Origin of the sequence: Rhizorhabdus sp. (genome assembly GCF_018006725.1) — a bacterium.
GTDB lineage: Bacteria > Pseudomonadota > Alphaproteobacteria > Sphingomonadales > Sphingomonadaceae > Rhizorhabdus.
In genome coordinates this window covers 1-12,410 of record NZ_JAGMXV010000147.1, presented here as the reverse complement: position 1 = coordinate 12,410, position 12,410 = coordinate 1, and the positions used below count along the sequence as shown (strand labels likewise).

Here is a 12,410-nt window from a genome sequence, read left to right as displayed (position 1 = left end):
CTTCTCGCATGACGATCTCGCGGCGGCGCTGCGCGAATCGAGCGAGACCGTCGCGCGCCATGCCGCGCGGACCGGCAAGGCGGGCCGGACCGTGTCGATCAAGCTGCGCTACGCCGATTTTCGCACGCTGACCCGCGCCCGGACGCTGCCCGCACCGGTGTCGGACGTCGAGAGCCTGTACGACACCGCGCTGCAACTGCTGGCGCCGCTGGAGCCGGTCGAACAGGGGGTGCGCCTGCTGGGCGTGACGCTGTCCAATCTCGGCGAGGGCGAGGAGGACATGGTGGTGACCGCCGAGCAATTGGCGCTGGCGCTCGAATGGGCCTAAGCCTCGGCAAGAAGGAGCTCCCTATGGCCACGACGCTGAGCATCGATTTCGTATCGGACGTTTCCTGCCCCTGGTGCGTCATCGGACTGCGCGGGCTGGAACAGGCGCTCGAAGCGCTGGAGGGCGATGTGTCGGCCGAGATCCGCTTTCAGCCGTTCGAGCTCAATCCGGGCATGGCCCCGGAGGGTGAGGACATAGGCGAGCATATCCAGCGCAAATATGGCAGCAGCCCCGACAAATCGGCCGAACTGCGCGAGGTGATCCGCACGCGGGCGGCAGATCTGGGCTTCACGATGAACATGGAGCCGGGGCGCCGCATCTACAACACGTTCGACGCACACCGCCTGCTTCATTGGGCGGGCCTGCAGGATCCCGACCGCCAGCGGCCGCTGAAACATGCGTTGTTCGCGATCTACTTCACCGAGGGCGGCAATCCGAGCGATCGTTCCGCGCTGCTCGATGCCGCCAGTCGCGCGGGGCTGGATGTCGCGCAGGCTGCCGCCATGCTCGATTCCGATGCTCATGCCGATGCCGTTCGCGAGGCCGAACAGCTGTGGCAGCGCCAGGGCATCCAGTCGGTCCCGGCGGTCATCATCGATGGCCGCTACCTTATATCCGGCGGGCAACCGCCCGAGGCGTTCGAGAAGGCGCTCCGCTCGATCGCTGCCGAAAAGGCGACCGCCTGAGCGGTCGGCTCAGCCGGCGGCAGCGCCGTCGGGGAAGTCGACCATGATCTCGCCCGAAATATCCTCCAGCGCCTCGCGCAGGCGGTCGACCGAGACATCGGGCGGGAGCAGAAGGTTGGCGCGGCCCCGGAACAGCGGCGAGCCCGACCAGGCGCTGCCTTCGATCTCGCTCGAAAAGCCCTCAATGTTGACGTGGAGCCCGGCGAGCACGGTCGTCACTTCGCGGACGATCCCCGGCCGGTCCTGGCCCACGATCTCGATTGCCAGCACGTCGCCCGAGCGGTCGTCTGCGGCGAGCGAGGGCGATATCGAGACCGACAGGCCGTTCGCGTCGATCGCGTTTGCGGCAGCTTCCAGATCGCGCAGACTGTCAGCCGGAAGCTCGACCAGCACCGATCCGACATATTGGCCGCCCAGCCGCGACAAATGGCTCTCCAGCCAGTTGCCGCCGACCTTGTAGACGGCGTCGGCAATCGCCTTTGTGAGACCGGGGCGATCGCTGCCGACGACGGTCAGGATGACGGACTGGTTCATGGCTTCGCTCTCCACCTAAATTATCGTTCGGACGGGCGCGCTGTCGTGCGCCTCCCGCCCGGTCATTCCGATCGCATCAGACTCCAGCCGATCTCGACCCCCTCCGCAGGAACCGATCCGGCGATCACCAACTGGCGGATCGCCTGCGGCCGGCCGCGCGAATCGATCCAGATGCTGTCCTCGATCGCGACCTCTCCGCCGCTCGCGCGGAAGCGCCACAGCGCGCCCTCGGCGATCCGCAACAGCGCGCCGCTGCCATCGGCCGTCGCCGATACATCCACGTCGGGCGCCAGATGGAAGCGGATGGCGTAGCTCGTGTCGTTGTCCCTGGCGCGGCGGCCGGCGGGGAGCAGATGATCCTCTCCCTTCACCTGTCGACCGCCCTGCGCGATCTGGATCACGCGGCGATGCCCGAAACCGAAGCGCCGGACATAGCCGTCATGGCGCATGTCAATCCGGCTGCCCTGCATGTCCTCGCGACGCTCGACCTCGACTTCGGTCACGCCCTTGCCGAGCGTTCCGTCGGCATGGACGGCGGTGGAGTTGCTGTCGGCCAGCACCAGCGTCGAATGGGCCGCCGTGCTGCGCAGAGCCTGAGCCAGTTCCGGATGCAGCGCGTTGTTCGCGCCGCGCCCGCCGCCGCAATTGACGATAAGCCGCCAAGGCCCGTCCGACATTTCCATCGCCAGTGTCGAGGCGCAGGCGTTGCGCGCGAAGCGCGAGACCGGCGGCGGGGCGGCGTCGACGATGATGCGCGTGTGCCCGTTCGACAGTCGCTGATAGCCCCAGTCGCGCGACTGGCGCAGCGGACGGCCGCGAATGCCGGAGCCTGCGACCACGGCGTCGATGCGTCCGCCGTCGACGGGTGCGGCGCCCTGCCAGCTCGACAGGCCGCCATCGCCCATCGTCAGGCCGAGCAACGGCGGCACCGCGCGCGTCAGGGCATCGAGCAGCGGCGCCGGGAAGCGCTGGCCGCGCATCTCATAATATTTGCGCAGCATCGCCAGCAGGGCGATCAGGTCCATCTGCTCGACCGGCGAGCGGCTCACGATGCCGCCGTCGGGATGCAGGGCTGAATCGAGGGCGCGGCCGAGGCCCTGTTCCCCGTGGATCTGGCGCAACTCGCCGCCCGGGATCAGCAGCCCTGCGGCGGTGACGCCCGCCCAGGCGGCGACGCGGGGCAATCCCGGCGCAGCCTTGTCGGCGCTGCGGTCGAGATGTTTTGCTCCCCGACTTAGCGTGTTGAGCACGGGCCCGCGCAGTTCGTCGGTCGAGACGATCAGCGGTGCGTGGCAGCCCCAGAAGAGGATGCGGCGCCCCCACAGGTCGGGTCGCCACGCGGCCTCGTGGACCTGCTTGCCGCAATTCTCCAGCCAGCGGCGCGTCAGCAGTTCTGCGATCGGCGCGACGCGCAGCCGGGGCCCCGCCGCGCTCAGGTCGCGCAGCCAGGCGAAACTCTGCAAATGATCGCTGAACGCCGCAGAGATGGTGCGTGGACGGAAATCGAAGGTCTCGATCGCGACGCTCTCGCCCTGCCAGACGATCTCGCCGTCAAGCATCGCCCCACCCAGGCGCACCAGCCCTTCGATCGGGTCGACGGGTACGTCGAGCAGCTTCAGCGGGTAGCGGCCCCGCAGCCGGAAATTATGCACGGGCGTCCGCCAGGACAGGGCGTGGAGGCGCCCGGAAACGCGCTCCGCCAGCGAATGGCTGCGGTCGTGCTCGACGCGGATCAGGCGTCGGCCGGGTTCAACGCCGTCGTCGAAGCCGGGCCCGTCGCTCATCGTCCGGTGCTCAGCCTTTCCTGAGGCCGGCGATGTTGGCGGCGTAGCAGTCGGGTCCGCCCCGGAAGGTCGCCGTCCCCGCGACCAGCGCGGTGGCGCCCGCCGCGATCACGCGTGGCGCCGTGTTCGCATCGACCCCGCCATCGACCTCGAGCTCGATGTGCTTGCCGGTCTTGTCGATCATCTTGCGGATCGCCTCGATCTTGCGCAGCTGGCTCTCGATGAAGCTCTGTCCGCCGAAGCCGGGGTTGACGCTCATCACCAGCACCAGGTCGATATCCTCGATCAGATAGTCGAGCATCTTGGCGGGCGTCGCCGGATTCAACGAGATGCCGGCCTTCTTGCCGAGCGACTTGATCCGCTGGACGGTGCGGTGGACGTGGGGGCCCGCCTCCGGGTGGACGGTGATGATGTCGGCACCCGCATTGGCGAAGTCTTCAAGGAAGGCGTCGACCGGCGAGATCATCAGATGGACATCGAACGGCTTGGTCGTGTGGGGACGCAGCGCCTTCACCACCGCCGGGCCAATCGTGATGTTGGGGACGAAGTGGCCGTCCATGACGTCGACGTGGATCCAGTCGGCGCCGGCGGCGTCGATGGCGCGAACCTCCTCACCCAGGCGGGCGAAGTCGGCGGAGAGGATGGACGGCGATATCTTTACGGGCTGGGTCATATCCGTTCCGATTAGCCATGTGGGCAGGGGCGGGCAAGGTCGGAGGAGCGTGCACCGGACACCGTCTGTCTCCCATCGGGAAGGCATCCGGCTTGCGCGGCGATCGTCGGAGCGGCTAGCGCGCGTCCATGCCGAGCTTCTACGCACCGACCGACCTTGCCGTGACGCCGGATCGTTTCGAGCGAATCATGATGCTCGGCGGCTGCATCTTCGATCCATGGCGCGATGTGCTGCGTCGGCTTCGCCCCGACATCGACGTCGCCCATGCGGCCTTCGACTATGGCGGCGCCTTCGATGGCACCGAGGCGGCGTGCGATTTCCGGCTGGTGCAGATTCCGCTGCGCTTCCTCTATCCGGAAATGGTGACGATGCAGCGGGCGGCGCGCGGCGAGGCGGAGCTGGAAGATGCGCTAGAAACCGGCTTCACGCAGATGCGGCGGATCATTCATCGTCTGGGCGGCGCAGATGTCGACCGGCCGACCCTGTTCCTGAACTATCCGCTGCCCCAGCGCCCCGCGATGGGGCGCCTGCTGCCGCGCTACCAACTCGGCAATCCGTCCTTCTTCATCCAGCGGCTCAACCGGCGGCTGAGCGATCTGGTCGATCGCTATCCGGGCGGTCACATCCTCGATATGGAGCAGCTGTCGTCTGCCTTCGGCCGGCGCTTCGTCCAGGATGATGCTTTCTGGATCCACAGCCATGGCGGTCTGATCGGCGACTTCGACCATGAGCGCGACGGTGGGCGGATCGAGGGCACGCAACCGCTCAGTGCCCTGCACCGCTTCGAGGTCGAGGGCTTCGTCGAACAGGCTTGGGAAGAAGCCTTCGCGATGGTGCGGACGCTACGCGGTACCGATCGCGTCAAGATGGTGTGCATCGATCTGGACGACACGCTCTGGCGCGGCGTGGCGGCGGAGGCCGATCATCTCGATCCCGCAATGGTCGAGGGCTGGCCGCTCGGCTTTGCGGAGGCGCTGGCGATCCTGAAGCAGCGCGGCATCCTGCTCGCAATCCTCAGCAAGAATGACGAGGTCAATGTCGCGCGCATATTCCCGCAACTGTTCGGCGACCGTCTGACGCTGGACGACTTTGCGATCCGCAAGATCGGCTGGCGCCCGAAGCGCGAGACGATGGCGGAAGCGATCGCCGAAGCGAATATCCTGCCCGAGGCGGTCGTTTTCGTCGACGACAACCCCGTCGAACGGGCGGCGATGAAGGCGGCTTTCCCGGCGGTCCGAACGCTCGAAGCCTCGCATCGCGACTGGCGTCGCATCCTGCTCTGGGCGCCCGAGACGCAGGTACCTGCGATCAGCGCCGAGTCCGCCCGCCGGACCGAGATGGTCCAGGCGCAGGTTCAGCGCGAGCAGGATCGCGGGCGGCTGGAGCAGGACGACTTTCTCGCCAGCCTGGGCCTCAGCATGGAGATGCGAGCGATCCGCCATCCCCAGGCCGCCGGCTTCGGACGGGCGCTCGAACTGATCAACAAGACCAACCAGTTCAACACCAGCGGTCGGCGCTGGGGCGAGGGCGAGGCGGCGGGCTGGTTTGCCGACGGAGGTCGCTGGTGGGTGTTCTCCGCGCGCGACCGTCATGTCGATTACGGACTGGTTGGGGTTCTGGTCGAGCGGGACGGATGGCTCGAACAGTTCGTAATGAGCTGTCGTGTGTTCGGCCTGCAGCTGGAGCAGGCTGCGCTGGCGTTGTTGCGTGCGCAGGTGGCGGCCGGTCTGTCGGCCCTGCTGCTTGAAACCGACCGCAATGGGCCGTGCCGCAATGTTTTCCGGGCCGGCGGTTGGACTGCCGACGGCGATCGATGGATGGCCCCTGAAACGCTCGCGATACCGGACTACATCGCGGCGACGCTTTCGACAGACTGATCGATCAAAGACCCAGCTGTTCGCGGTCGACGGTGGCCGCGACCAGTTCCGCGCGTGATGCCGCCTGGCGATATTCGGCATCGATCTGCCGGAGCCGTGCGTCGGCCGCCGATTCCTCACGAAGGTTGACGAGCAGAAAGTCGCTCGCGCCCAGCTGGAAACGGCGACGCTCGGCTTCCGCCATGCGGTTTGCGAGACGGGTCTCGTCGTTCGCGAGGGTCACGAGCTTCGAGGTCGCATCGACCTGGATGGAGAAAGCGCGAATTTCGACTTGAATCTGTTCGGACAACAGCTTGCGACGCAGCGCCAGGCTTTCGGCCTCGGCCTCGGCCTCGGCGATACGTCCGCGCGCCTGACGGCGCTGGAGCGGGACCGAGAAGCGCAGGCCGACGATCGTTTCGGTCGGTGAGCGGCTTGATCCGCCGAGCCCGGCGGGTCCGATGTCCTTGCTCGTTTCGGCCCTTATGTCGAGACGGGGGGAGAGTTCGTTCTCGGCGAGCTGGATCTTGGTGCGGTTCTGGTCGAGGCGAACGAGGATCGCGTCGAGATCGGGCCGGGAGATCGGCATGCCTTCGAGCGCGCTGGTCGGCGGAAGCCGGAATGTCGGGAAGCTCGCGGGCAGGCGGGCGCGGTCGACGACGACGGGGGTTCCTGCGTCGTCGCGCAGGAATAGCGACAGGCTGTTGGCGGCCGCCGCCAGATCCTGTTCGGCGCGCACGAGCAGCGCTTCGCGCCGGATCATATTCTGGCGGTTCTCGGTCGCGAGGATATCGGGCCGTGAGCCGCGCGCCACCTGTTGCTCGATCGACTGCTGCCGGTCGGTCGCCAGTTTCAGCAGGTCGCGATAAATGGCCACGCGCTGACCCGCCGCCACCCAGTTCTGATAGGCGTCGATCGCGCGCCGCTGGACACCGATCGCGACCATTTCGCGGTCGAGCCGCGCAATGTCGATGTCGCGTTCGGCGATCGACAGCTTGGCGCGGCGATCGTCGATGAAGCGGTCGCGCAGCAGTGCGAAATAGCCACCCAGCTTTACCTCGCCGAGCCGGTTGGTGAAGGACTTGTCCTCATAGATCGGGAAGTCGCCGCGCGAGACGCGATAACCGGCATAGAGACCACCACCGTTGTTGAGGAGCGGCTGGCTTGCCTTGCCTTCGACGATCGTACCGTCATAGGTGCCGGTCAGGCGGCTGGTCGCGTCGGCCTCGAACAGCAGGTCGAACGCGCCCTGGGCCGAGAGCCGGCGCCCCTCCACCTGGCGCTGCTTGGCGATCGCGTCGAGAATGGCCGGCGCGTGCTGCGCGGAGGAGCGCAGCAGTTCGTCGAGCGTCAGCGGGGTGGCCGCGCCGGCCGGAGCCGCCAACAAACCCAGCAATGCCAGAACCGGCAGCAGCCAGCGGATCATTTGGCCGCGTCCTTCGCGGGCTCGGCCTTCGGCGCATAACCGGCTTCGGCCTCCTGCGCCGGGCGGCGGAACTCGAGCGGGAAGTCGTTGAGCTGACGCCACAGTTCATAGCCGAGCGACACCGTCTCCATCTGGATCCAGCCGCGCACCTTGGCGCCGACGCGGACATAGGCAGCAGCGGGCCATGGGGCCTTGCCGGGCGCTTCCTCGATGATGACGCGGAACAGACCGGTGGCCTGGGCGGAGGGGTCGATCGAGCGGACGCGCCCGTCGAACATGCCCTGCGCGACCGATGGCCAGCCGCTGAACTGGATCGCGGGCCAGCCTTCGAAGGCCAGCCGCACGGGCCGGCCGGGCCGGACCAGTGCGATGTCGCGCCCGTCGATCATCAGCTCGATCACGCGGGCGGGGGTCTCGGGGGCCAGCATTGCAAGCTGGGAGCCTGCGCTGACCAGCGTGGCGCCCGCTGCGGCGTTGATCGACTGAATGCGGCCGTCGCGCGGGGCGGTCACGAGCAGGGCAGACTGACGATTGAGCGCGAGATCGGCGCGGTTGAGCTTGGCGCGCGATTCCGCGAGCTTGGCGCGCTGTTCGGCGACCTTGATCTGCGTCGCTTCATAATCGCGCCGCGCGATCAGCCCTTCGGAAAAGAGCTGTGCCGACCGGTTCACGTCGAGCTGCGCAACCGCGATCGCCTGCTGCACCGAAGCGACTTCGGCCGCCACCTGCGCCCGTTCCGCCTGCAGGCGGGCCACCAGATTGGGGTCGTTGTCGACGAGCAGGGCGATCTTGTCGCCCTTGGCCACAACCTGCCCGTCCTGCACATACCATTGCTCCACGCGCCCAGGCACCAGAGCGGTGATCGGCTGAACCCGGTCGAGCGGGGACAGGGCGATCACCTGCCCAGTTCCGGCCGAGGTCTGCACCCAGGGCACGATGAACAGCAGGACCGCGATGATTCCGATCGCCACGCCCAGCATCCACGCGATGACGCGGGCCATTTTGGGAGGTTGCAGCGAAGCCAGCGTGTGGAAGTGCCGGATATGTTCAGGCTTGAAGGGCATTTGCCGATCCTTCCCGCTTGGCCGTTTCCATGAGTTCGATATCGGTTTCGCAGCGGGTCTGGCTGGTCGTGCCGATCCAGAGATAGCCGTCGCGCACGATGCCCTGCGGACGGCGTGTGAATTGCAGCACCGTGGTGCCGCTGTCGCGGAGCCTCTCCAGAGCCTGGTTCAGGCAATCCGGCGGCAACAGATCATAAAGCGGGGACAGCACCAGCAGCTTGGGCCGCGCGAGCAGGGCCGCTGCGAGTTTCAGCGCCATCAGTTCGCCGACGGAGAGAGGCCAGCCCGAATTGGAGATGATCGTGTCGAGCCCCTTTTCAAGGCTGCTGATCCGTCCTGCCAGCTCGACCGTCTCCAGCACGCCGATCATCCCGTCCTGCGTCCCGGACGCGGCCAGGCGCAGATAGTCACGGATCGACATTTCGACGAAGCTGGGGCGATCGAACACCATGATATCGGCACGGAGCCGGTACATGTCGAAGCCGGAAATATCGCCGCCGCCGATCAGCACCATGCCGCGTCGCGCCAGGGCATGGCGCTTGAGCAGGCGGGAGAGCGAGCCTTCCACGCCTGCCGCCGCCATAACGACAAGTTGCTCCCCGCTTTCGATCGAGAAGTCGAACCTGTGGTCGCCATGTTCGGCTCCGCGCAGCTTTACCGAGCCGTCGGCTGGGCCGGTGCCGCCCGTCTGCCCTTGTTCCTGCGGAATCTCCCAGAACAGCGAGAGCTCCTCCAGTCCGGCTGCGAAGTCGTACAATGCCTCGAGATAGGTTCCGAACTGTGAGATGCCGTAAAAGACCCCGGACAGAATAAGTTCGGCCGCGACCAGCTGGCCGATCGACAGCTCGCCCCGAATGATCAGCCATCCGCCCAGTGCCAGCAGCGTTGCGCTGGCGAGCGCGTAGATCAGCAACAGGGCGATCGTTTGCGCAAATGTATAACTGAAATGCTTGCGATGTGCAGCGACATAGCCGGCCGTGAGCGTTTCCGAGCGCTGTATCGCATGGGTCAGATGACGGCTCGACTTGTAGAAGCCGTTCGAACTGCCGACGCTTTCGAGCCAGTGCGCCGCGCTGTGCTTCGCCTGGCTCTTCTCGACCGCGCTCGAAATCGCCCCTGATGCCCAGAACTGCCAGACGAGGAACAGCAGCAGCACGAGCACCGCGTTGAACGCCAGGAAGAACGGATGGTAGAAGCTGGTAACGGCCAGCCCGATGACGCCCTGGAGAGCGATAGTGAAGCCGCCGATGATGAGGCTGGGCAACGCCTTCTGCACGGTCATCAGGTCGAAATAGCGGTTGAACAGGTCCCCGCGCAGCGTGTCGGTGAAAAAGGGATTCTGCGCATGGACCGCGCGGAGGGTAATTTCCGCGACGATGCGCGCAAACCAGCGCCGCTCGAACCGCGCCATCAGATGGATGCGAATGGCGGACAATATCCCCGACAGCGCCAGCAGCAGGAACAGGATCAGCGACAGAGTAAACAACGGCGCGGGAAGTGCGGTGTTCGCGACCGAATTGATCAGCAGCTGGACCGAAATCGGGGTCGCCAGCGACAACAGCGATATCGCCACGCCATAGACCGCGGCGATCTTCAGGAAGCCCGCGTCTGGCGCCAGGACGAGCTTGATCCAGCCCCTCAACGCTCTCACGCCATAATTTTGTCCCGCCACCACGACCTCCCAGTTCGATGCCCCAAGGTGGTATCGCCGATCGATATGTCTAGCCTGACCTCAGCTATATGTTCGATAGGTATTTCCTATTGGTTGCAGTGCAGCAACGCTTTGTTATGCAATCGTTTGCCGCAACATCTCGGCCAGCGCAACAAATGCCGGAGCGCGGCCCGAGCCGGAGCGCCAGACCAGACCGATCTCCCGATAATATCGGCCCTCTGCGAAACGGCGGACGACGACATCGTGATCCTCGCGCACTTCTTGTCGCACATAGCGTTCCGGGAGCAGCGCGAGACCCATGCCCATGCCGGCCATCTGCCGGATCGCATCCAGGCTCGTGCCCTCATAATCGCGCAGGACCTGCGCATCGGCGGCGGCGGCGAGCGCCATGATCTGGTCGCTCATCCGATATTCGGGTTGCAGCGTGAGAAGCCCGCGTCCGCGCAGGTCATCGAGCCCGATGCTGTCGGCTCCACGGAGCGGATCGTCCGCGGCCATGGCGATCAACAATGGTTCGCGGAATAGCGATTCGATGTGCAGGTTGCCGCCGTCCACGGGCAGTTGCACCAGGATGACGTCGTGAATCCCGCTCAGCAGATTCTCGGTCAATTTGCTCGGCAGGCCTTCGCGAACATGAACCCGGAGCGAAGGACTGACCGAATGCAGTCGCGCTACGACCTGCGGCAACAAATAGGGGCCCAGCGTCGGGCTGACTCCCAGCCGGATCGTCCCGACCAGCGGATCCTCCGACCGGCGCGCGGTCGCGACGAAATTGTCGACCTCCACCAATACCCGTCGCGCCGCTGCCACCGCGTCTCTGCCGAGCGGCGTCAATATCGCACGCCGGCCGCGTTCGACGATCCGTCCATTCAGCAGGCGCTCGATCTGATGGATCTGTTCCGAGAAGCTGGGTTGCGAGACGCCCTCGGCGGCTGCTCCGCGCGTGAAGCTGCCATGGTCGGCCAGGGCGACCAGATAGCGCAGCTGTCTGAGCGTCGGGTTCATCGTTCATGCTTAGCGTAGCTGCATGATTTGCAGAAGGGAGGGTGAATTGAACCCGCGCGGGATCAGTGTGCGGCGCTGGTATCGACATTGGCCGGCGGCCTCGGCGAAAACCAGATGACCAGGGCCGCCACGATGAAGATGGCGGTCGAGACGGCAAATAGCTGGGTCGTCGCCAGGGTGGCGCTTTCCTGGTCGACCAGCCGCTCGATCGTCGACCGCGTCTGTTCGAAGCCCATGCCCATCGAAGCCAGAACCGACTGGGTCTCGCCCGGCTGGAGCGTGGAGGCGAGGTCGTTGCGGGCGACGCGGGCGCTGTTGTCCCACCAGGTGCTGGAGACCGACGTGGCGATCGCCCCCGCCATGGTGCGCAGGAAGTTCATCACGCCGGCGGCCGAGGCCGTCTCCTCGGGGTCGACCGCACCCAATGCGATGATCGTGACCGGAACGATGAAGAAGGGCAGGCCGAAGCCCTGCATCAGCTGCGGCAGCGCCAGCGTCCAGAAATCGGCCTCGCTGGTCCACAGCGCGCGCGGAATGCAGGCGAGCCCCATCGACACGATGCCGAAACAGACAATGGCGCGGGGGTCATATTTCTCGGTCAGCTTCGCTGCGACCGGCGACATGACCACCGCGAGCACGCCGGTGAACGCGGTCGCATAACCGGCCCAGGTCGCGGTGTAGCCCATGCTGGTCTGCAGCCATTGCGGTATGATCACGGCCGAGGCGAAGAAGGTCCCGAAGGCGAAGGCCAGACTGGCGACTGCGACGGTGAAGCCCCGGTGCCGGAACACCCGGATGTTCACGATCGGCTCCCTCTCTGTCATCTCCCAGATCAGGAATATGACGAAGCCGATCGCCGCGACGATCCCCAGGCTGACGATGAACCCGTCCTCGAACCAGTCATGCTCGCGTCCGAGGTCGAGCATCAGCTGCAGCGCGCCGATCCACAGCACCAGCAGGATCAGGCCGACCATGTCGACGCCCAGCTTGACCCGCATGGTTTCCGACTTTGCGAGCATGATCGACGCCCCTGCGGCACAGAACAGCGCGACGGGAATGTTGATGAAGAAGATCCAGTTCCACGACCAGTTGTCGCTGATCAGGCCGCCGAGGATCGGGCCGAGCACGGGTGCGACGACCGTCGTCATCGCCCAGATCCCCATCGCCTGACCATGTTTCTCCTTGGGGAAGATGCGCAACAGCAGCGTCTGGCTCAGCGGCATCAGCGGGCCGCCGCACAGCCCCTGCCCGACGCGGCAGGCCACCAGCATGGTGAGCGTGGTCGACAGTCCGCAGAGCACCGAGAACAGCCCGAAGCCGAGCATGGCGACGGCGAAGGTACGGACGGCGCCGAAGCGCATCGCCAGCCAGCCGGTCAGCGG

Annotated in this window: 10 protein-coding genes and 1 pseudogene; 3 read left to right on the top strand and 8 right to left on the bottom strand. The window is 66.1% G+C overall.

The genetic code is table 11. The features are described from left to right. A pseudogene (locus KAY22_RS18090) lies at positions 1-328 on the top strand (DNA polymerase IV); the annotation flags it as partial. A 23-nt stretch (positions 329-351) separates the two neighbouring features. Further along, positions 352-1,014, top strand: coding sequence for a DsbA family oxidoreductase (locus KAY22_RS18085; RefSeq protein WP_296624697.1), 663 nt, complete (start codon positions 352-354; stop codon positions 1,012-1,014). Between the two features lie 9 nt (positions 1,015-1,023). Here KAY22_RS18085 and KAY22_RS18080 read toward each other — a convergent pair whose 3' ends face one another. The 3 genes from KAY22_RS18080 to rpe form a co-directional block, all read right to left on the bottom strand. Next, positions 1,024-1,548 carry an ACT domain-containing protein gene (locus KAY22_RS18080; RefSeq protein WP_296624696.1) on the bottom strand — a complete coding sequence of 175 codons (525 nt, stop codon included), beginning with the start codon at positions 1,546-1,548 and terminating at the stop codon, positions 1,024-1,026. 62 nt (positions 1,549-1,610) lie between these two features. After that, complete coding sequence (locus tag KAY22_RS18075; protein WP_296624695.1) at positions 1,611-3,332, bottom strand: heparinase II/III family protein; 1,722 nt, start codon at positions 3,330-3,332, stop codon at positions 1,611-1,613. A gap of 10 nt (positions 3,333-3,342) precedes the next feature. Next, positions 3,343-4,005: a ribulose-phosphate 3-epimerase gene (rpe, locus tag KAY22_RS18070; protein ID WP_296624694.1), complete on the bottom strand. Its 663-nt coding sequence runs from the start codon at positions 4,003-4,005 to the stop codon at positions 3,343-3,345. 128 nt (positions 4,006-4,133) lie between these two features. Here rpe and KAY22_RS18065 point away from each other — a divergent pair, with 128 nt between their 5' ends. After that, positions 4,134-5,882 carry an HAD-IIIC family phosphatase gene (locus tag KAY22_RS18065; protein WP_296624693.1) on the top strand — a complete coding sequence of 583 codons (1,749 nt, stop codon included), beginning with the start codon at positions 4,134-4,136 and terminating at the stop codon, positions 5,880-5,882. Positions 5,883-5,886: 4 nt separating this feature from the next. On the opposite strand, the gene KAY22_RS18060 is transcribed toward KAY22_RS18065, so the two are convergent. The 5 genes from KAY22_RS18060 to KAY22_RS18040 all read right to left on the bottom strand — a co-directional run. Continuing rightward, positions 5,887-7,287 (bottom strand): TolC family protein, encoded by a 1,401-nt coding sequence (locus KAY22_RS18060; protein ID WP_296624692.1) that lies wholly within the window; start codon positions 7,285-7,287, stop codon positions 5,887-5,889. Continuing rightward, entirely contained in the window at positions 7,284-8,351 is a 1,068-nt protein-coding gene (locus KAY22_RS18055; protein WP_296624691.1) for an HlyD family efflux transporter periplasmic adaptor subunit, read from the bottom strand. The genes KAY22_RS18060 and KAY22_RS18055 overlap by 4 nt, the downstream gene beginning before the upstream one ends. Then, positions 8,335-10,023 (bottom strand): ABC transporter transmembrane domain-containing protein, encoded by a 1,689-nt coding sequence (locus KAY22_RS18050; protein ID WP_296624690.1) that lies wholly within the window; start codon positions 10,021-10,023, stop codon positions 8,335-8,337. Before KAY22_RS18050 ends, KAY22_RS18055 begins: the two co-directional genes overlap by 17 nt. Before the next feature lie 114 nt (positions 10,024-10,137). Beyond that, entirely contained in the window at positions 10,138-11,028 is an 891-nt protein-coding gene (locus KAY22_RS18045; RefSeq protein WP_296624689.1) for a hydrogen peroxide-inducible genes activator, read from the bottom strand. 62 nt (positions 11,029-11,090) lie between these two features. After that, a partial coding sequence (locus KAY22_RS18040) for a DHA2 family efflux MFS transporter permease subunit (protein WP_296624688.1) occupies positions 11,091-12,410 on the bottom strand: 1,320 nt, incomplete at its 5' end.